The organism is Kitasatospora sp. NPDC033851 (assembly GCF_055576085.1).
Genome location: NZ_JBVIRL010000020.1, coordinates 104,980 through 124,801, shown reverse-complemented (window position 1 = coordinate 124,801; position 19,822 = coordinate 104,980). Strand labels below are relative to the sequence as shown.

Here is a 19,822-nt window from a genome sequence, read left to right as displayed (position 1 = left end):
CGGGTGACCGGCTGCTGATTCCCCCGCGCACCCGAGTGCCGGCCTGCTAAGCGTGCCCTCAATCCTCCGGGTGGTCAGTTCTCCTGGGGCCATCCCCCCTGGTGGTCAGTCCTCCTGGTGGTCGGCCCAGACGTACGTCTCCGGCAGCAGGTCCAGCACCGGTACGGTGCGCAGCTCGGACCCCTGCCCGACGATGATCCGCACCTGCGGGAAGTAGTCCAGCAGCGCCTGGCGGCAGCGCCCGCACGGCGGGATCACCCCGCGCTCCCGGTCGCCGACCGCCACGACGGTGGTGAGCTCGTACGCCCCCTGCCCGGCCGCCGCCCCGATGAGCACCAGCTCCGCGCAGGGCCCGCCGGTGAAGTGGTAGGCGTTCAGGGCGGTGACGATCCGCCCGTCGGCATTGCGCCCGGCGGCCGCCACGGTGTGGTTGTCGCCCCGCGCGTACCGCCGCGCCACCTCCTGGGCTGCCTCGACGAGCTCCGTGTCCACGGGTGCCTGGTTGCTGGTGGACATATTCGCTACACCTCTTTGATCGGACCTGACAGGCTTCGATCATGAACCGCCCGCCCCTGATCGTGCCAACCCTTTCCGCCGGCCCCTTCACCCTGCGCCCCTGGCGCCTCACCGACCTGCCGGTCATCCGGGAGGCCGCCGCCGACCCGTACATCCCGCTGGTCACCACCGTTCCGGCCGCGTACGACGAGGCGGCCGGGCGGGCCTTCGTCGAGCGGCAGTGGGCGAAGGCCGCCGACGGCGCCGGCTGCTCCTTCGCGGTCGCCTGCCAGGCGGACGGGGGAGGGGCGGGCGGCGGGGCAGAAGCGGACGGGGCAGAGGCGCCGGACCGGGCCGTGGGCTTCGTCGGCCTGTTCCCGCAGCCCGACGACCGTGCCTCGATCGGCTACTGGACGGCTCCCTCGGCGCGCGGCGGGGGCGTGGCGGGCCACGCGCTGCGGGCCGTCGCCGACTGGGCGCTGGACGAACTGGGCCTGGCCCGGCTGGAGCTGTCCATCGAGCCGTGGAACACCGGATCGCTGCGCGCCGCCGAGCGGACCGGCTTCCGCCGCGAGGGCCTGTTGCGCTCCCACCGCACGATCGGCGGGGAGCGCCGCGACATGTACCTCTACGCGCTCCTCCCCGACGACCCGCGCTGACCCCGCGAGCGAAGCCGCCCGGGCGGGCCGCCCGCGTGAGCCGTCGGCGAGGAACCCCGCCCGCGAGGAACCGGCCCGCGCGGACCGCCCGCCCCACCCCGCCTCAGTGCACCGCCGCCAGCAGCTCCCGGGTGTACTCGGTGTGCGGCGCGGCGAACAGCCGGTCCCGGTCGGTGGACTCCACCAGCCGGCCCCGGTGCATGACCGCCACCCGGTCGCAGAAGTGCCGGACCACGGCGAGGTCGTGCGAGACGAACAGGAAGGCCACGCCGAGGCGTTCGCGCAGCTCCATCAGCAGGTTGAGCACCTGTGCCTGCACCGACACGTCGAGTGCCGAGACCGGTTCGTCCGCGATGATCAGGCGCGGCTGCGGGGCCAGGGCCCGGGCGATGCCGATCCGTTGGCGCTGCCCGCCGGAGAATTCGTGCGGGTAGCGGTCCAGGTGTACGGCGTTCAGTCCGACCTGCTCCAGCAACTCGGCGGACCGCTCCCGCCGTTCGGCCGGGGTCAGCGGGGTGTGCAGGCGCAGCGGGGTGTCGAGGGTCTGGGCGACGGTACGGCGCGGGTTGAGCGAGGCGTACGGGTCCTGGAAGACCAACTGGATCTCGCGGCCGAGCCGGTGCCGCAGCTCCCGGTCCGGGCGGGTGACGTCCAGGCCGTCGTACAACACCCTTCCGCTGGTCGGCCGTTGAAGGCCGGCCAGGACCCGCGAGGTGGTGGACTTGCCGGAGCCGGACTCGCCGACCAGCCCGACCGTCTCGCCGGGCGCGATCCGCAGGCTGACGCCCTCGACCGCCCGGACCGGCTCGGCCCGCAGGTCGGGGAGGCGCCACCCTCCGGGGAAGCGGCGCCTTCCGGGGAGGCGCCGTCGCCCGGGGAAGTGCACGGTGAGGTCCTCCACCTCGACCAGCCATCGCTCGGGTCGCTCGACGACCCTCGGCCGGTACGCCCGCGAGGGTGACGGACCATCAACTGTCGGCAGCGACATGCCCGGTACGGAGTCCAGTGGGAGCGTGGCCCCCACGAGTGCCCGGGTGTACGGCTCGCGCGGCACGGTCAGCAGTTCGGCGGTCGGCGCGGACTCGATCCGGACGCCGCCGCGCAGCACCAGCGTGCGGTCCGTCGTCCCGGCGACGACGCCCAGGTCGTGGCTGACCAGCAGCACGGCGGTGCCGTGCTCGCGCTGCAACTCGCCCAGCAGGTCGAGGATTTGCCGCTGGACGCGGGCGTCCAGGGCGGTGGTCGGCTCGTCGGCGATCAGCAGCTGCGGATCGTTCATCAGCGCCATCGCGATCATCACGCGCTGGCGCATCCCGCCCGAGAACTGGTGCGGGTAGTCGCGCACCCGGGCCGTCGGGATGCCGACCCGGTCGAGCATCTCGGCCGCCCGTCGACGGGCCTCGGCGCGGCCCGTCCCGGGGTGGTGCAGTCGGTACATCTCGGCGAGTTGGGCGCCGACGCCGTGAAAGGGGCTGAGCGAGGTGAGCGCGTCCTGGAAGACCAGTGCGGCCCGGCCGCCCCGTACACCGCGCAGCGTGTCCTCCCCGGCGCCCACCAACTCCTGCCCGCCCAGCCGGATCGACCCGGTGACGGTGGTGGTGCGCGGGTCGTGCAGGCCGAGGACGGCGAGGCCGACGGTCGACTTGCCGGAGCCCGACTCTCCGACCAGGCCCAGGACTTCACCCGGGCCGAGGTCGAAGGAGAGTCCCTGGACGGCGGTCACGGGCGCACCACCGCGCGGATCGGCGAAGGTGACGGTCAGGTCGCGCACACTCAGCACAGGCTGGGCGCCGCTCGCATCGCGCACTCTCAGCACGGGCTCGGCACCGCTCACGTCGGCACCCGGAACATCGGACTTCATCACAGGACTCCCCTCAGCTCAGCCGGACACGCGGGTCGAGCCAGGCCACCACGAGGTCGGCCAGCGTGACGAACAGCACCACGAAGCAGGCGGCCAGCAGCACCGCGCCGACCACGGCGGGCAGGTCCTGCCCGGCCACGGCCTGCGCGGCGAACCGCCCGACCCCGTTCAGTCCGAACACGGTCTCGGTGATCACCGCCCCGCCGAGCAGCGCCCCGGCCTCCAGCCCGAGCAGCTGCACCAGCGGCCCGGCGGCGCCGCGCGAGGTGTACTTGAGGTGGGCGCGCAGCTGTCCGAGGCCCTTGCCACGGGCCGTGCGGACGTACTCCTCGTTCATCGTCTCCAGCAGCTGCGAACGCGAAAGCCGGGCGAAAACGGCCGAGTTGACGAAGCCGAGGACGAGCCAGGGGAGCAGCATCCCGCCCGCCCAGGCCGCCGGGTCCTCGGCCGGCGCGGTGTACGAGGGCAGCGGCAGAAGGCCGGTGGAGTAGACCAGGAGCCACTGCGCGAGGTATCCGAGGAAGTAGATCTGCACGCTGGCGCCGACCAGGGTGAAGCCGGACAGCAGCCGGTCGGTCCGCCGTCCGTGTCGCAGCGCGGAGACGAAGCCGGCGCCGAGGCCGAGCACCAGCAGGACGGCCAGCGCCCCGGCGGTCAGCGAGAAGGTGACCGGCAGGTGGTCGGCCAGCGCCTCACTGACGGGCTGGTGCAGTCGGTAGGAGTAGCCGAGGCAGGGCGCGGCGCAGTGGAGGGCCGAGCCGTCCACGTCGTTGATGTCCCGCCCGGCGACGACCCCGACCAGGTAGTCGGTGTACTGGGCGAGGAGCGGCTGGTCCAGGCCCATGCTCTGGCGCACCGCCGCGACCTGTCCGCTGTCGCAGCGCGGGCCGCAGGCGGCGCGGGCGGGGTCGGCGGGTGCGGCGTAGAAGAGGGCGAAGGCGGCGGCGGAGACCGCGACCAGGACGGCGAGGGCCTGGACGGTCCGCCGCAGGACGAAGGAGAGCATGGTCGGTCCGGGGGTCGACGTGGCAGGGGAAGGAGACGACGGGGGAAGGAGACGACGGGGGAGCGGGGCCCGCGCCCCGCCCACCGGCAGGGGGTGGGAGCGGGCCCCGTCCACTCAGGACGTCAGGTACAGCTCAGGACTTCAGGTACAGCCAGGCCAGCGAGACCGTCCCGTAGATCGGGTGGATGAACGCCCCGCCGACGTTGCTGCCGCGCGGCTGGCTGACGGTCGGGTAGGCGAACGGCAGCACCGGCAGGTCCTTCATCACTGTCTGCTCCAGCGCGTACAGCTCCTTGGCCTTGGCGCGCGGCTCGCCGATCCGGTTGATCCGGTCGATCTCCTTCTCCACCTCCGGGTTGCGGTAGCGCGCGGAGTTGATGTCGCCGCCGGCGCGGCCGTCGAAGGAGAACGGGATCAGCGTGGACGGGGTGGGCCAGTCGACCGACGAGGTCTCCTCGAACAGGTCGTACGGGGAGTCGGCGCGGTGCACCTCGTCGAGGAAGGCCTTGGGGTCGATCGGCTTGGGCACGACGGTGATCCCCGCCTTGGCGAAGCCGTCCACCAGGACCTGTGCGACGCGCTGCCCGTTCGGCGTGTTCTTGTACCCGTAGGTGAGGCTGCCCGGCGCCTGCTTGGCCTTGGCGAGTTCGGCCTTGGCGGCCTCCGGGTCGCCTTCGGGCTTGGCCGGGTAGAGGTCGTACTTCTGCCAGTCGATCAGCGCGGGCGAGCTGAGCGTGGTGGCCGGTTCGCCGGTCCGGGCGCCGCCCTGGACCTGGCGGGCCTGCTGACGCGGGTAGGCCAGGTTCAGGGCCTTGCGGACCTCGAGGTCCGGCACCCGCTCGTTGTTGATCACCAGCTGGGTGACGAAGGCGCCCTGGCGGCCGGAGACGACCAGTTCCTTGGCCTTCGGGTCGGTGTCGGCCGTCTGGTACAGCTCGGGGGAGAGGGTGTCGGCGGCGGTGGTGGCGTTGGCGCCGCCGTCCCGCCCGGAGAGGATCTCCTGGTTGAGGTTGAGCGCCTCCTTGCCGTACGTGAAGACGAACTTGTCCGGGTACTGGTTGCGGATCGGGTCGGTCTCGGGCTTCCACGCCGGGTTGCGCTCCAGCACCATCCGGGTGTTCTGGACGTGCTCGACGATCCGGTACGGGCCGGTGGCGAACGGCCGGCGGTCGTAGTCCGTCCCGGTGTCCTTGTCCCGGCGCACCGGCGAGGAGGAGGACTGCGCGGCCATGTACGGGACGTCGGCCTGCGGTTGCGGGAAGTGGAAGACGACGGTGCGCTCGTCCGGGGTCTCGATCGCGGCCAGGTCGCCGTCCTGCGGGCCCGCGTACTGGGCGCGCGCCGCCTCGTAGTTCGCCTCGCCGGTGAGCCACTGCGGCCAGTAGGGCGGGCCGACCTCGTAGCCCTTGCCGAAGGTGCGTTCGATGCCGTACTTGACGTCCTGGGCGGTGATCGGCTTGCCGTCCTCCCAGGCCACGCCCTGCTTGAGCCGGTACGTCCAGGTGCGCCCGCCGTCGGCGGAGGTGCCGGTGTCGGTGGCCAGGTCGCCGACCAACTTGGCGTTGCCGTCCACAATCTGATATTGCGTCAGCTGGCGCCCCCAGAGCAGCGAGGCGTTGTAGGTGGCGCCCGCGTAGACCTTCTGCGGGTCGAGGTGGCGGAACTCGACGCTGTTGTACACGTTCAGCGTGCCGCCCGCGCGGGCGCCCGGGACGGCGGGGGCCGGCCCGGCGCTGTCCTGCTCGGTGCCGAGCACGGCGGTCAGCGGGGAGGTCTCCTTGGCGGAGGCCCCGGCGCCGGAGGAGCCGGTGCTGCCCGCGCCGGCCGAGCAGGAGGTCGCCAGCAGGACGGTGGCGGTGACGGCGAGGGACGGTCTGGTCCAGCGCATGGCGAATCTCTCCTCGCCCCGGCGGATCGCGCCGGGGACGGTTCGGGTTGACGGATGGGAAGGGTGTTGCTCAGCGGACGCAGCGGGACTCAGCGGATTGAGCAGGGCTGAGCGGATTCAGCAGGGTTCAGCAGGTCTCAGCGGACGCCGGCACGCGGATCCAGCGCGTCCCGGACGGCGTCGCCGAGCAGGTTGAAGGCGATCGCGAACAGCAGCAGCGCCGTCCCGGGGAAGACCAGGTAGGTGGGGTCGGCCTGGAAGACCTCCGAACCGCGCGAGATCATCCGCCCCCAGTCCGGGACCGGCTCGGTGATGCCGACACCGAGGAAGGACAGCGCGGCCTCGGAGGCGACGTAGCCCGGCACCGCCATGGTGGCGTGGACCAGCAGCTGCGAGCGCACATTCGGCAGCAGTTCGTGGACGACGACATGGAGCCGGCTCGCGCCCTGGGCCCGGGCGGACTGCACGAAATCCCTTTCCCGGAGCGAGCGCACAGTGGCCCGAAGGGAAAGTGCGAGCGGAATCCAGCCGAACACGGAGAAAACCAGGATCAGCACCAGGAACTGCATCCACTCCGGTTCCGCGGCGCCCGGATCGACCAGCCGGGACTGGATGACCGGGCTGAGTGCGAGCAGTAGGAGCAGGGTCGGAAAGGCCAGCAGCGCATTGGCGAGGAATCCGAACAGCCGGTCCGCGATTCCACCGAGATAGCCGACCGCGACGCCGGCCAGGACGCCCAGTGCGGTGGTCACGGTGGCGGCGGCGAAGGCGATCAGCAGAGAGGTGCGGATGCCGTACAGCAGCTGGGTGAACACGTCCCGGCCGAGGCCGGGCTCCAGGCCGAACCAGAAATCTCCGGAGATCCCGCCGTTCGGCAGCATCGGCAGGCCGCCGTCGCTGAGCAGGCCCGGAGTGTTCTGGCCGTAGTGCTCGACCGGGTTCTTCCCGTACAGCGCGGCGATCAGCGGGGCCGCGACGGCGAGCAGCAGGAACAGCAGCACGACGGCCAGGGCGGCGGCACCGACCCGGTTCCGCAGGATCCGGCGGAGCGGGCTCGGGGCCGCGGCGGTCGCGGGCCCGGCCGTAGGGACTGGGGACTGTGTCGACCACTGCCATGAGGCGTAACCCCCGAATTCTCCGCCGCCCATGGGTGAGGGTGCGCTGGTGTGCATTTCCGGTACGGCCTACGGGGTTTCCCGTGGGCTGTTCGAACGACATTTGATCGGATGCGTCCGAGGGACCGCAAATCACCTTCCGGGCGCTCGTTGGTATTCCTGCGGCACTGTTTCGGGAAATGTGGCGGCTTCATTTCGCCGCAACACCGGCGTCGCAAAAGAAACGGACATAAGATGACAAATCGGACCGGGCGTTCCGCATTCTGAGACCTCCGCCACAGTCCGTCCGATGTTGATACGATCCCGGTGGGCTGCGACTGGCGCGTAGGGATGGAATCAACCATCGGGAAGCAGCCTCGTGAAACCTCACGTGAAGTTGCCGAGCGCCTGGGCCATCCGCATCCCCGTCAGGAGACCGCCTTGGCCCAGCAGCCCCACACCGCCGCGACCCCCGCCGCCGACACCGCCTTCCGCAGCGCCCTCGACGTGGTCGCCGCCGTCGAACCGCGGATCGCCGCCGCCATCGGCCGGGAACTCGCCGACCAGCGCGCCTCGCTGAAGCTGATCGCCAGCGAGAACTACGCCTCCCCGGCCGTCCTCCTCGCCATGGGCAACTGGCTCAGCGACAAGTACGCCGAGGGCACCGCCGGCCGCCGCTTCTACGCGGGCTGCCGCAACGTCGACACCGTCGAGACCCTCGCCGCCGAGCACGCCCGCGAGCTGTTCGGCGCCGACCACGCCTACGTCCAGCCGCACTCCGGCATCGACGCCAACCTCACCGCCTTCTGGGCCGTCCTGTCCCAGCGGGTCGAGAGCCCGGCTCTCGAGCGGGCCCGGGTCCGCAACGTCAACGACCTCACCGAGGAGGACTGGGCACAGCTGCGCCACGAGCTCGGCAACCAGCGCATGCTCGGCATGTCCCTCGACACCGGCGGCCACCTCACCCACGGCTTCCGCCCCAACATCTCGGGCAAGATGTTCGAGCAGCGCAGCTACGGCACCGACCCGGCCACCGGCCTGATCGACTACGACGCGCTGCGGGAGACCGCCCGCGAGTTCCGCCCGCTGATCATCGTCGCCGGCTACTCCGCCTACCCGCGGCTGGTCAACTTCCGTCTGATGCGCGAGATCGCGGACGAGGTCGGCGCCACCCTCATGGTCGACATGGCGCACTTCGCCGGCCTGGTCGCGGGCAAGGTGCTGACCGGCGACCACGACCCCGTCCCGCACGCCCACATCGTCACCACGACCACCCACAAGTCCCTGCGTGGCCCGCGCGGCGGCATGGTGCTCTGCACCGCCGAGCTGGCCGAACACGTCGACCGCGGCTGCCCGCTGGTGCTCGGCGGCCCGCTCTCGCACGTCATGGCCGCCAAGGCCGTCGCCTTCGCCGAGGCCCGCCGCCCCGAGTTCCAGGCCTACGCCCACGCCGTCGTCGCCAACGCCCAGGCCCTCGCCGAGGGCCTGCTGCGCCGCGGCACCAAGCTGGTCACCGGCGGTACCGACAACCACCTCGTCCTCGCCGACGTCTCCGGCTACGGCCTGACCGGCCGGCAGGCCGAGGCGGCACTGCTCGACTCGGGCATCGTCACCAATCGCAACTCCGTCCCGCAGGACCCCAACGGTGCCTGGTACACCTCCGGCATCCGCCTCGGCACCCCCGCCCTCACCACCCGCGGCCTCGGCGCTGCCGAGATGGACGAGATCGCCGAACTGATCGACACCGTCCTGCGCGCCACCATCCCCACCACCGCCGCCAACGGCACCCCGTCCAAGGCCGGTTACACCCTCGACGCCGCCCTCCGCGACGCCACCGCCAAGCGCGCCGCCGACCTCCTCACCCCGTACCCCCTCTACCCGGGCATCGACCTCGCCTGACGACCGCCCGGAACACGGGGAGCCCCCACACCCCCACACCCCCCGCACGCCGCCGGGAACGCCCGGGGCCGCCGGCACCTCCGCCGACGGCCCCGGGCGACACCCGATTCCGCTAGTACTGCAGCGACTTGTACTGCAGGAACTCCTCCAGCCCGTGGCGGCCCAGTTCGCGGCCGAGGCCGGAGTCCTTGTAGCCGCCGAAGGGCGCGAGGGGGTTGAAGCGGCCGCCGTTGAGGTCGACCTGGCCGGTGTCGAGGCGGCGGGCGAAGGCGGCGGCGGTGTCGGTGTCGCGGGCCCAGACGCCGCCGGCCAGGCCGTACGGGGTGCCGTTGGCGAGTTCGACGGCGTGGTCCTCGTCGCGGTAGGCGAGGATCACCAGGACCGGGCCGAAGACCTCCTCCTGGGCCACCGCCATCTCCGGTGTCACGTCGGCGAGTACGGTCGGGCGGACGTAGAAGCCGGTGGGCAGTTCGGCGACGGACTCCGAGCCGCCGACGACCAGCCGGGCGCCCTCGGCCAGCGCGCCGTCGATGTAGCCGCGCACCCGGGCCAGCTGCTTGGCGTTGACCACCGGGCCGATCCGGGTCTGCGGGTCGGTGGGGTCGCCGGGCACGTACGGGGCGGCGGCCTTGGCGGCTCGCGTGATCGCCTCCTCGTACTGGTCCTCGTGCACCAGCAGGCGGGTCCAGGCGCTGCAGGTCTGGCCCGAGTTGGCGAAGACGCCAGCGACGTTGGTCTTGACCGCGCGGGTGATGTTGGCGCCCGGCAGGACGACGTTGGCCGACTTGCCGCCGAGCTCCAGGGCGACCCGCTTGAGGCCCCGGCCGGCCGTCTCGGCGACCTGCCGGCCGACGGCGGTGGAGCCGGTGAACGAGACCACGTCCACCCCCGGGTGGGCGATGAGCGCCGCGCCCGCCAGTTCCCCGGTGCCGGTGACGAGGTTGAACACGCCGGCCGGGAACCCGGCCTCGTGCACCAGGCGGGCGAACAGCCGGGCCACCAGCGGGGTGTCCTCGGCCGGCTTGAGGACCACCGGGCAGCCGGCCGCCAGGGCGGGGACGACCTTGGCCACGATCTGGTGCAGCGGGTAGTTCCACGGCGTGATCGCCGCGACCACCCCGGCCGGCTCGGCGTGTACCACCGAGTTGCCGATCCGCTCCTCGAAGGGGTGCTCGGCGAGCAGGGTCAGGTAGGAGGTCGCCACGGTCAGCGGCAGCCCGGCGTGCACGGCGGCGGTGAAGCCGACCGGGGCGCCCAGTTCGGCGACGACCGTCTCGGTGATCTCGTTCTGTGCGGCGGCGAGCCCGTCGCGCAGCCGGGTCAGCAGGTCCAGCCGCTCCTCGCGGGTGGTCGCGGCCCAGCTCCGGGCGGCCCGGCGGGCTGCCGCCACCGCCGCGTCGACGTCGGTCGTCCCGCCGGCCGGCACCGTGGCGAGCACCTGCTCGGTCGCCGGGTTCAGGACGGCGATCGAGCCGGGGTCCCCGGAGGGCCGCCAGGCGCCGTCGATGTACTGGTCGCTGTACTCCGCGTACTGCTGCACCGGTTGTCCTCTCATCAGCTCAGCCGCTTGACTGACAGTGCTGGTCGGAGGCCAGTCAAAACGGCCGGGCAGCCGCGCGCAAGAGCCCATCCGGCCCGGCAACTTGCCGGTTCCACGGGGCAGAACCGTGCGGTGCACTCGTCGAACCGCTCGATGCCCGCCTCGGCTCGCCGCGCGTCCAGCCGCTCCGGGTCCTCGCACGGCCACGGCACCGGCCTGCCATCCGCCACCGCGCCGATCCGGGTGCCGCAACGCTGCTCCCGGCCCTCGTTGACGAGGACCGCCCGCCACCACGCCGGGCGCGCGAACCGAGACGGAGGCCATCCTCGAAGAAGGTGACCAGGAGGCCCCGGACCAGGCAGAACGGAGGTACACGAAGCCCGGTTCCGCACGGAACTGCCCTCCGGTCCCCGGCGTCCTTGTCCTCGTCCATCGACGGGCGATCAGGGGGGACAGCGACAGTGGATCCGGACAAAGCACTCGAACTCGTCGTCAGGCCAAGCGATCTGACGGCAAGTGGGCAGAGTGCCCAGCAACTGGCGCAGGCCGTCCCGGGCGAGGACCAGGCGCTGACCGAGGCGAGCGGAAAGGCCGAGGGCGGCCTCAAGGGCTGGACCACCGCGACGGCCCTGCACAACTGCACCGCCAACTGGGCCACGCTGCTGAACAGTCTGGCGGGCGACCTCGGCCGGTACGGGACCAAGCTGCAGCAGATCGCGCAGTCCTACGGGTCGAGCGACCGCAACATCGCCGACGACCTGGACGGCACCGCCGCCCGGACGGCCGCCAGCACCTCCCCGTCCACGCCCGGCCCGTCCAGACCGGACCCGTTCAACACGGTGATCGTCGGCGACCAGTCCTCGAAGGGACGGTGACCGTGGACATCGCGACGCTCCACGACGCCGACCTCAACGACCTGGCCGGCGCCAAGAACGCCTACGAAGCCCTGGCCGGCAAGTTCGCCGAGCACATCGACGTCTGGCAGAGCACCGTCGTCAACCGGCTGTCGGGCTGGACGGGCACGACCGCCACCCAGGTCTTCGGCGACCTCCAGGCCTTCACCACCAAGCTGCAGAACGCGCACGAGGAACTCGTCTTCGTCAGCCGCTCGTTGAGCGCCGCCGGCGAGGCCTTCGCACTGGCGCAGTCCCACCTGGTGGCCGCCCTCGACGACGCCAAGGCGGACGGTCTCACGGTGGCCCCCGACGGTCAGATCAGCTGGGGTCCCGCCCCCGGTCAGCCCGGGGGCACCCAGGCGGCCTCGGCCGACGACGCCATACGCAAGCGGGCGGAGGACATCAGCGCGCGGATCACCGCGGCCCTCAACGAGGGAGCCCAGGCGGACCGGGCGATCACCGGCCAGCTGAACCGCTTCGCCCAGCACGCCGCCGACGGCACCGGCCTGACCGGCGCGGCGGTCGCGGCCGACCGGGCCGCGGACGACGCGACGGACCACGTCCCGCCGGCCGGCACCAAGCCCGCGGACGTCAAGACCTGGTGGGACGGTCTGACGTCGGCCCAGCAGCAGCGGCTGATCCTCAACCACCCCGACCAGGTCGGCAATCTCGACGGCATCCCCGCCGCTGCCCGGGACCAGGCGAACCGGACCAACCTGACCCGGGCCCAGTCGGACCTCCGCACCCAGCTCGCCGCCCTCGACCAGGCCGAGCCGACCTCCTGGGTGGGTACGCCGGGCGGCGCCGCCAAGAACCCGGAGCACGTGGTCTGGGAGGCCCAGCGCAAGGGCCTGGAGGACGAGTTGCACGGCCTCCAGACGCTCCAGGACCGCCTCGCCCAGCCCGTGACCGACAGCAACCCGCGGCCGTACCTGCTCCGGCTCGACGCCGCGGCGGTGGGCGGCCGCGCGATCCTGGCCCTGAACGACCCGGACACCGCCGACCACGTGGCCACCTTCGTGCCCGGCACCGAGTCCCGGCTCGGCGGCGTCGGCGGCACCATGGACAAGGCCAAGGAGATGTACCGCAGCGCGGAACAGTCCAGTCCGGGCGCCAAGGTCTCCACGATCGCGTACGTGAACTACGCGGCGCCCCAGACCGCCTCGCCCACGCTCGGGGCGCCCGTCCCGGACGCGGCCTACGAGGGCTACGCCAAGGACGCCGAGCAGGACCTGTTCAACTTCCAGTCCGGCCTGCGCGCCACCCACCAGGGCACGCCGTCCCACAACACCATCATCGGGCACAGCTACGGCAGCACCGTGGTCGGCTACACCATGCGCGACAAGGGACTGCCGGTGGACACCGTGATCTTCGCCGGGAGTCCCGGCGTCGGCGTCGAACGGGCCGCCGACCTCAACACCGACCTCGGGAACGGCACCAAGATCGACCCCGGCCACGTCTACACCGTGCTCGGCGGCAAGGACTCGATCACGGACTGGACCCCGGCGATCGACATCGACAACCTCGACCCGACCAGCGACGACTACCACCTGCGGTTCGGCCGGGACCCGATGAACCCGGCCTTCGGCGCCCAGCACCTGCCGGCCCAGGACACCGACCACGACCACTACTGGAACGCGAACACGCCGTCCTGGAAGGCGTTCGGCCAGGTCATCGCGGGACAGCCGGTCACATGATCCGACCCACCCACCCCCGGCGGACCGCCGCGCTCGGCCTGCTGCTGCCCGCCACCCTCCTCGCCCTCGCCGCCTGCGGCAGCGACACCCCGTCGATGCGGCTCGGCCGGGCCGAGGAGAAGGTCCGGGCCTACGCCACCGCCGCGCTCGCCGCAGTCCCCGGGAAGGACGCGGCACGGGTGTCCGCGCCCCAGTCAGACAGGGACGAGTGCGCTCCCGGGCCGGTCGGCTCGACCCCGACCTACCTGCCGTACCTGACCTACGACCTGAGCGGGCTGTCGGCCTCGAAGGCGCCGGAGGTCTTCGAAGCGGTACGGCAGCGGCTCGCGCAGGACGGGTTCGCCGTCCGGCACCGTGACGACCGGCGGCTCGACCTCGCCAAGGGCTCCGACGAGTTCACCGCCTCGGTGGTGCTCGGCGAGCCCGACACCGCCCCGGACACCTTCCACCTGACCGTCCGGGCCTCCTGCGTGCCGGCGGGCAAGCCCTGACCGCCGGCACGCCTGAAGGCAGGCAAGTCCTGAAGGCGGGCAAGCCCTGAAGCCGGGCAAGTCCTGTGGGAACGCCGAAGGGCCGGTACCCGACCGGCCCTTCGACATGTCACCCGATTCGGAGACTCAGCGGCTCAGACCCGCGAAGGCTCGCCCGCCTCGGCGGGAGCCGAAGCGTCCTCGGCGAGCTCCGCCTCCGCCATCTCCTGCCGGACCGCGGCCAGCGAGGGGTTGGCCCAGGCGCTGGCGACGCCCCAGTAGTAGAAGGCGAGCCCGATCGCGGCCACGATCAGCAGGTCCCAGCCCTCCGGCAGGTAGCCGTGCCCGCCGAAGTCGCTGCTGCCGGCCCACGAGACACCGGCCATCACGAACAGGTAGGCGACCATCCAGGCGCCCGCCGCGAGGTGCGGCTTCAGCTCGGCGAACGGCTTGCGCAGCTCGTACCAGGCCCAGATCGGCAGACCGGCGGCCATCAGCAGGATGACCTTGCCGGTGAGCGGCCAGCGGGCCCAGTACAGCACCAGCGAGCCGAAGACCATCGCGACCGGGGCGATGACCGGCATGGCGCGCAGCCGGACGGGGCGCGGCAGGTCGGGGGCGAGGCGGCGCAGAGCCATCACGGCGACCGGGCCGGTGATGTACGAGATCACGGTGGCCACCGAGACGATCTCGGCCAGCGAGCCCCAGCCGCGGAAGACCGCGAGGAACAGGAAGGCGACCACCAGGTTGAGCAGCAGCGCCGGGCGCGGGATGCCGGTCTTGGCGTCGACCTTGCCGAAGATCTTCGGCAGGTGGCCGTTCTCCTGCACACCGTGGATCATGCGCGAGGTGGTGGCGGCGTAGATCATGCCGGTACCGGACGGCGAGATGAAGGCGTCCGCGTAGAGCAGGATCGCGAGCCAGTTGATGCCCCAGGCGATCGCGAGGTCGGCCAGCGGCGAGGTGTAGCCGAGGCCGCTCCAGCCCTTGGAGAGGTCGCCGCTCGGGATGGCGCCGAGGAAGGCGATCTGCAGCGCGACGTAGATCACCAGGGCGATCAGGATCGAGCCGATGACGGCCTTCGGCAGCGACTTGCCGGGGTTGCGGGCCTCGCCGGCCAGGTTGAGCGGCGACTGGAAGCCGTTGAAGGCCCAGACGATGCCGGAGACCGCGACGGCGGTGAACACCGCGCTCCAGCCGTTCGGCGCGAAGCCGCCGTGGTCGGTGAAGTGCGCGGTGTCGAAGTGCGCGAGGAGCAGCGCGCCGGCGGTCAGCGTCGGCACGATGACCTTGAAGACGGTGATCGCCGTGTTGGTCTTGGCGAACAGCGTGATCGCGAACCAGTTCAGGATGAAGTAGACGACCAGCAGCACGCTGGCCAGGGCCACACCGCTGAGGGTCAGTTCCTGGCCGTCGAAGAGCCCCTTCGCCCAGCCGAAGTGCCAGGAGCTCATGTACTGGACGGAGGCGGTGGCCTCGCCCGGGATGACCGAGACGATGGCGATCCAGTTGGCCCAGGCGGCCAGGTACCCGGCCAGCGAGCCGTGCGAGTACTGGCCGTACCGGACCATGCCGCCGGCCTTGGGGAACATCGAGCCCAGCTCGCTGTAGGTGAGGGCGATGGTCAGCGCCACCGCGGCGCCGATCACCCAGGCGAGGATCGAGGCCGGCCCGGCGAGCCTGGCGGCCCGCTCGGCACCGAACAACCACCCGGATCCGATGATCGACCCCAGCCCGACCGCGGTCAGGCTGATGGTGCCGAGCGATCGGCGGTAGTTCTGGTGTGATGCCGTCGAGGATTCGGGCTCACTCAACGTATCGGTCCTTTCGCTCGGGGTTCATGGGGTGGTGTCGGTGTTTTTGCGGTTTTGAGTCCGTATTCCGGACAAACGCACAGCAGCTTATGGTCCAAAAACGGGCGAATACCTCAGAGGAAGCTCAAACCGTTCGATCGTTGCCATCTCGTGTCCGGTTTCCGGACCGGCGAGCACCTGCGGAGAGGCCGGCGCCACACCGCCACGGGAGGCTGCGGTCGGGGAGCGGCCGAAAGTCGGACGGGAACTCGGGCGGGAAAAAGAAAATTCCCCGCGGGTTCCTTTCGGATCCCACGGGGAATTCAGCTGTGTCCGAGGGGGGACTTGAACCCCCACGCCCGATAAAGGGCACTAGCACCTCAAGCTAGCGCGTCTGCCATTCCGCCACCCGGACAGGGTGTGTGCTTCGGAGGTTTTTCTCTCGCCCCCTCGGCGACAGAGAGAACATTACCAGGGTTCTGGAGTGCTTCTCACCTGCGCTTCCTCGGGTCCGGACCTCGAGGGGCGCCGAGGGGCCCGGAGACCTGCCCGGAGGCCCCGGGAGGCCCGCCGCACAGGTTGGTACAGCTGGCGAACACGCTCGAACCCCGCCCGAAGCGATGGCGACCGCGAAGGAACCGGTCGACTCCGGTAGCGCCAGCGATCGGTTCCGGTCGGAAGCGATCCGACACGGGCAAGTTGTCGACGGTGCCACAGTCGCCGGGACCGCTCTCCTAGCCTCTGTGGACCGAGGGCGCCATGAGCGGATCGCCTGATTCCCGGGTCGCGGACGAAGGGCGGCTGGACGTGGAGCAGATCAGCGGGACGGCGGAGGCCGAACCGAGACGCGGCAGTCCGGGGAACGGCCCCGCCGAGGGCCTGTGGCGCTTCCCGGTGCCCGCCGCCGAGGCTTCGGTGCCGCTCACCAGGCACGCGGTGCGCGACCGCCTGCTGGCCCAGGGCATGGCCGGGGTGCGCTACCAGGAGCTGGTGGACGACCTGCTGCTGATCGTCTCGGAGCTGGTGAGCAACGCGGTGACACACGCGGCCGAGCTCTCGCCCGAGGTGATCACCGAGCTGTCGGTGCGCGGGGGCTGGGTGCGGGTGTCGGTCGAGGACGGCGACCCGTACCGGCCCAAGGCGCTGGAGAACGACACCGGACGTACCGGCGGGCGCGGCCTGCTGCTGGTGAAGAGCGTCACGTTGCAGGCCGGCGGGGTGTGCGACGTCGAGCGGACCGGGGAGGGCGGAAAGGTCATCTGGGCCTCACTGCCCGTCCCCCCGGAGCCCGAGCGCTGACCGGTCCGCCGTAGACGAGCGACGCACCCGGACCGGCCGCCGGCCCCGCACCGGGACCGACCGCCTACCAGTCCCGCCCGGCGATCTCCCGGATCCCCGGCAGCGCCGCCTCGAAGACCGTCTCGAACCAGACCGAGAACGGCCGCTCGGCCCGCAGCTCCCGCAGCTCCTGCGCGGTCACGAAGGCGAAGTCGTCGACCTCGTCCGGGTTCGGCTCGACCGCGGCGGTGACCAGTCCCACGAAGAGGTGGTTCCACTCCCGCTCGATCAGCCCGGACGCCTCGTCCGGCAGGTCGTAGCGGACGGTGCCGGCCTCGCAGAGCAGCGCCGGGGCGACGCCCAGCTCCTCCGCGGTGCGCCGGGCGGCGGCGACGAAGGGCGGTTCGTCCGGGTAGGGGTGGCCACAGCAGGTGTTCGACCAGACGCCGGGGGAGTGGTACTTGCCGAGGGCCCGGCGCTGGAGCAGCAGGCGGCCCTGGCGGTCGAAGAGGAACACCGAGAAGGCGCGGTGCAGCCGGCCCGGCTGCTGGTGGGCCCAGAGCTTCTCGGCGGTGCCGATCGTGACGCCCTCGTCGTCGACCAGTTCCAGCAGGATCTCGGTGCCGGCCGCCGAGGCGGTCCGCGGGTCGGCCGACACGTCGGTCTCCACGTCGAGACCGGTGTCGATGTCGGCGGCGAAGTGGGTCGGGTCGGTCGGCAGACTCTGGGGCATGGGGCCTCTTTCCGGGAGCGGGAGCAACGGGAGCATCGGGTGCGTCCGGCGCACCGGGTGGCGCGGTGGACACAGCGGGGGCACCGGCGCCGGCGTCGGGCTCCAGTCTGCCGTATGGGTGGCGCCGGGTAGGGGTCCCACGCACAACCGGGCGGATCATGACACGGAGGAGTCGGAATCCGGGCAGAGAGGGGTCGGAGAAGCCCTCGTAAGAATCACGATCGTCGCAGAATCGTTCGACGCACGTTCGGTGGTCGTTCGACCGGCCTGGCGCGGCCTGGCGCGGCCCGGCGCGGCCCGGCGCGGTCCGGAGGACTCCGGAAGCGGCCCGGCGCGGACACCCGCCCCACCCGTACGCGAAACCCGCACGTGACCCGTACGCGAGACCCGTACGCGGACACCCGCGCACGACCGCCCGCACGAACGCCGCCGCCACCGCCTGGTCACCCCTCCGTCACCGTCCCGTCTCCGGGCGCGTTCGGGCCGGTCGTCCAAGTCGCCTACCATCACATACGACACGGTGCCCGGATCTGTGCCGGCACCGGCGCGCCGCTGCCCGGCCCGGTCGCACCCCGTCCGGCGAAGCAGCGCCGCCGCCCCTCGGCACGGCCCGCGCGCACAGCACGACGGATCAGGAGACCCCGCATGATCGGCCTCGTTCTGGCAGCCGGCGCCGGCCGCCGGCTGCGCCCGTACACCGACACCCTGCCCAAGGCGCTGGTGCCGGTCGACGGGGAGCGGACCGTCCTGGACCTCACCCTCGGCAACTTCGCCGAGGTCGGACTGCGCGAGGCCGCGATCGTCGTCGGCTACCGCAAGGAGGCGGTGTACGACCGCAAGGACGCCCTGGAGAGCAAGTACGGCGTCAAGCTCCACCTGGTCGAGAACGACAAGGCCGAGGAGTGGAACAACGCGTACTCGCTCTGGTGCGCCCGCGACCTGTTCGGCGAGGGTCTGCTGCTGGCCAACGGCGACACCGTCCACCCGGCCTCCGTCCAGCGCACCATGCTGGAGGGCAACCAGCGTCTCCTCGACGGCGGCACCGCCCCCGGCATCCTGCTCGCCCTCGACACGGTGAAGAAGCTCGCCGACGAGGAGATGAAGGTCGTCGTCGACCCGGCCGCCGGTATGCGCCGCATCACCAAGCTGATGGACCCGGCCGAGGCGAGCGGCGAGTACATCGGCGTCACGGTGATCAACCCGTCCGCCGCCGCCGACCTGACCGACGCGCTGCGCGTCACCTACGAGCGCGACCCGCAGCTGTACTACGAGGACGGCTACCAGGAGATGGTCGACCGCGGCCTGCGGATCGACGTGCAGCCGATCGGCGAGGTCTCCTGGGTCGAGGTCGACAACCACGACGACCTGGCGAAGGCGCGGGAGATCGCGTGCCAGTACTGACCCGACTGGTCCCGTCGCCGCTGTTCGTGGAGATCCGCTCGGGCGCGCTGGACGCGCTCGGCGGGATCCTCGCGGACCAGCGGCTGTCGGCCTCGGGCCGGATCGCGGTGGCGATCAGCAACGGCTCCGGCGCGGCCATGCGCCGTCGCCTGGAGCCGGCCCTGCCGGGCGCCGACTGGTACAACGTGGACGACGGCAGCCTGGACAGCGCGGTGCGGCTGGCCGAGGCGATGCGCGGCGGGCACTACGACGCGATCGTCGGCCTCGGCGGCGGCAAGATCATCGACGCCGCCAAGTACGCCGCCGCCCGGGTCGGCCTGCCGTTGGTCGCGGTCGCCACCAACCTGGCCCACGACGGCATCTGCTCGCCGGTCTCCACCCTCGACAACGACGCCGGCCGGGGCTCCTACGGGGTGCCCAGCCCGATCGGCATCATCGTCGACCTGGACGTGATCCGGGAGGCCCCGCAGCGCTTCGTCGCGGCCGGCATCGGCGACGTCGTCTCCAACATCTCGGCCTGCGCGGACTGGGAGTTGTCGCACGCGGTCACCGGCGAGCCGGTGGACGGGCTGGCCGTCGCGATGGCCCGCTCGGCGGGCGAGAACCTGCTGCGGCACCCAGGAAACACTCAGGATCAGGACCTCCTGACAGCCCTCGCGGAAGCCCTGGTACTGTCCGGCATCGCGATGAACATCGCTGGCAGCACCCGGCCTTCGTCAGGCGCCTGCCACGAGATCTCGCATGCCCTGGACGTGCTGTATCCCAAGCGGTCCGCCCAGCACGGCGAACAGGTCGGCCTCGGTGCCGCGTTCGCCAGCTTCCTGCGGGGCGAGCGCGAGCTGACCGGTCTGATCGTGGAGCGCCTGGCGAGCCACGGGCTGCCGGTGACCGCCGCTCAGATCGGCTTCACCGAAGCGGAGTTCACCGAAGCGGTGCACTACGCTCCGAACACCCGCCCGGGACGCTTCACCATCCTTGAGCACCTCGACCTCTCCCCTTCCGCTATCAGGGACGCGTACGCCGACTATGTCCAAGCCCTCAACAGCTGACCCCTCCACCGCGGGCGCCGAACGGCCCCCGGTGGACCTGACCCGCCGGCCCTCGATCGAGGA

General features: G+C 71.8%; 16 protein-coding genes, 1 tRNA gene and 1 riboswitch. Of the genes, 8 read left to right on the top strand and 9 right to left on the bottom strand.

The window, feature by feature from the left end:
- Positions 1 to 105: 105 nt before the first annotated feature.
- Positions 106 to 516 (bottom strand): cytidine deaminase family protein, encoded by a 411-nt coding sequence (locus ACZ51D_RS31570; RefSeq protein WP_360489797.1) that lies wholly within the window; start codon positions 514 to 516, stop codon positions 106 to 108.
- A gap of 41 nt (positions 517 to 557) precedes the next feature.
- Here ACZ51D_RS31570 and ACZ51D_RS31565 point away from each other — a divergent pair, with 41 nt between their 5' ends.
- Positions 558 to 1,154: a GNAT family N-acetyltransferase gene (locus tag ACZ51D_RS31565; RefSeq protein ID WP_465619918.1), complete on the top strand. Its 597-nt coding sequence runs from the start codon at positions 558 to 560 to the stop codon at positions 1,152 to 1,154.
- 103 nt (positions 1,155 to 1,257) lie between these two features.
- On the opposite strand, the gene ACZ51D_RS31560 is transcribed toward ACZ51D_RS31565, so the two are convergent.
- The 4 genes from ACZ51D_RS31560 to ACZ51D_RS31545 form a co-directional block, all read right to left on the bottom strand.
- Positions 1,258 to 3,015, bottom strand: a complete 1,758-nt coding sequence (locus tag ACZ51D_RS31560) for a dipeptide ABC transporter ATP-binding protein (RefSeq protein ID WP_465619920.1) — start codon at positions 3,013 to 3,015, stop codon at positions 1,258 to 1,260.
- Positions 3,016 to 3,028: 13 nt separating this feature from the next.
- Positions 3,029 to 4,021, bottom strand: coding sequence for an ABC transporter permease (locus ACZ51D_RS31555; protein WP_465619922.1), 993 nt, complete (start codon positions 4,019 to 4,021; stop codon positions 3,029 to 3,031).
- A 133-nt stretch (positions 4,022 to 4,154) separates the two neighbouring features.
- Entirely contained in the window at positions 4,155 to 5,909 is a 1,755-nt protein-coding gene (locus ACZ51D_RS31550) for an ABC transporter substrate-binding protein (protein WP_465664194.1), read from the bottom strand.
- Positions 5,910 to 6,046: 137 nt separating this feature from the next.
- Positions 6,047 to 7,057 (bottom strand): ABC transporter permease, encoded by a 1,011-nt coding sequence (locus ACZ51D_RS31545; protein ID WP_465664193.1) that lies wholly within the window; start codon positions 7,055 to 7,057, stop codon positions 6,047 to 6,049.
- 270 nt (positions 7,058 to 7,327) lie between these two features.
- Positions 7,328 to 7,424, top strand: a riboswitch (ZMP/ZTP riboswitch).
- 20 nt (positions 7,425 to 7,444) lie between these two features.
- Between ACZ51D_RS31545 and ACZ51D_RS31540 the strand changes: the two genes are divergently transcribed.
- Complete coding sequence (locus ACZ51D_RS31540) at positions 7,445 to 8,902, top strand: glycine hydroxymethyltransferase (protein WP_465619926.1); 1,458 nt, start codon at positions 7,445 to 7,447, stop codon at positions 8,900 to 8,902.
- Between the two features lie 112 nt (positions 8,903 to 9,014).
- On the opposite strand, the gene ACZ51D_RS31535 is transcribed toward ACZ51D_RS31540, so the two are convergent.
- Positions 9,015 to 10,442, bottom strand: a complete 1,428-nt coding sequence (locus ACZ51D_RS31535; protein WP_465619928.1) for an aldehyde dehydrogenase family protein — start codon at positions 10,440 to 10,442, stop codon at positions 9,015 to 9,017.
- Between the two features lie 461 nt (positions 10,443 to 10,903).
- Here ACZ51D_RS31535 and ACZ51D_RS31530 point away from each other — a divergent pair, with 461 nt between their 5' ends.
- The 3 genes from ACZ51D_RS31530 to ACZ51D_RS31520 are packed head-to-tail and all read left to right on the top strand — an operon-like array spanning position 10,904 to position 13,526.
- The gene (locus tag ACZ51D_RS31530) at positions 10,904 to 11,317 is read left to right on the top strand and encodes a hypothetical protein (RefSeq protein ID WP_465664192.1); all 414 of its coding nucleotides are present in this window, start codon (positions 10,904 to 10,906) and stop codon (positions 11,315 to 11,317) included.
- Between the two features lie 2 nt (positions 11,318 to 11,319).
- The gene (locus ACZ51D_RS31525) at positions 11,320 to 13,035 is read left to right on the top strand and encodes an alpha/beta hydrolase (protein ID WP_465619932.1); all 1,716 of its coding nucleotides are present in this window, start codon (positions 11,320 to 11,322) and stop codon (positions 13,033 to 13,035) included.
- A complete protein-coding gene (locus tag ACZ51D_RS31520) occupies positions 13,032 to 13,526 on the top strand; it encodes a hypothetical protein (RefSeq protein WP_465664191.1) in 495 nt (164 codons plus the stop codon). The genes ACZ51D_RS31525 and ACZ51D_RS31520 overlap by 4 nt, the downstream gene beginning before the upstream one ends.
- Positions 13,527 to 13,660: 134 nt before the next feature.
- Here the strand turns inward: ACZ51D_RS31520 and ACZ51D_RS31515 are convergent, their stop codons facing one another.
- Both ACZ51D_RS31515 and ACZ51D_RS31510 read right to left on the bottom strand, forming a co-directional pair.
- A complete protein-coding gene (locus ACZ51D_RS31515) occupies positions 13,661 to 15,319 on the bottom strand; it encodes an APC family permease (RefSeq protein WP_360489782.1) in 1,659 nt (552 codons plus the stop codon).
- Between the two features lie 309 nt (positions 15,320 to 15,628).
- Positions 15,629 to 15,713 (bottom strand) — tRNA-Leu (locus ACZ51D_RS31510).
- 344 nt (positions 15,714 to 16,057) lie between these two features.
- On the opposite strand from ACZ51D_RS31510, the gene ACZ51D_RS31505 reads away from it, so the two are divergent.
- Positions 16,058 to 16,597 (top strand): ATP-binding protein, encoded by a 540-nt coding sequence (locus tag ACZ51D_RS31505; RefSeq protein WP_360489780.1) that lies wholly within the window; start codon positions 16,058 to 16,060, stop codon positions 16,595 to 16,597.
- A gap of 64 nt (positions 16,598 to 16,661) precedes the next feature.
- On the opposite strand, the gene idi is transcribed toward ACZ51D_RS31505, so the two are convergent.
- Positions 16,662 to 17,309 carry an isopentenyl-diphosphate Delta-isomerase gene (idi, locus tag ACZ51D_RS31500; protein ID WP_360489778.1) on the bottom strand — a complete coding sequence of 216 codons (648 nt, stop codon included), beginning with the start codon at positions 17,307 to 17,309 and terminating at the stop codon, positions 16,662 to 16,664.
- A 645-nt stretch (positions 17,310 to 17,954) separates the two neighbouring features.
- Between idi and ACZ51D_RS31495 the strand changes: the two genes are divergently transcribed.
- Complete coding sequence (locus tag ACZ51D_RS31495; RefSeq protein WP_465619937.1) at positions 17,955 to 18,710, top strand: phosphocholine cytidylyltransferase family protein; 756 nt, start codon at positions 17,955 to 17,957, stop codon at positions 18,708 to 18,710.
- Positions 18,698 to 19,759 (top strand): iron-containing alcohol dehydrogenase family protein, encoded by a 1,062-nt coding sequence (locus ACZ51D_RS31490; RefSeq protein WP_360489774.1) that lies wholly within the window; start codon positions 18,698 to 18,700, stop codon positions 19,757 to 19,759. Before ACZ51D_RS31495 ends, ACZ51D_RS31490 begins: the two co-directional genes overlap by 13 nt.
- Positions 19,760 to 19,822: the final 63 nt, after the last annotated feature.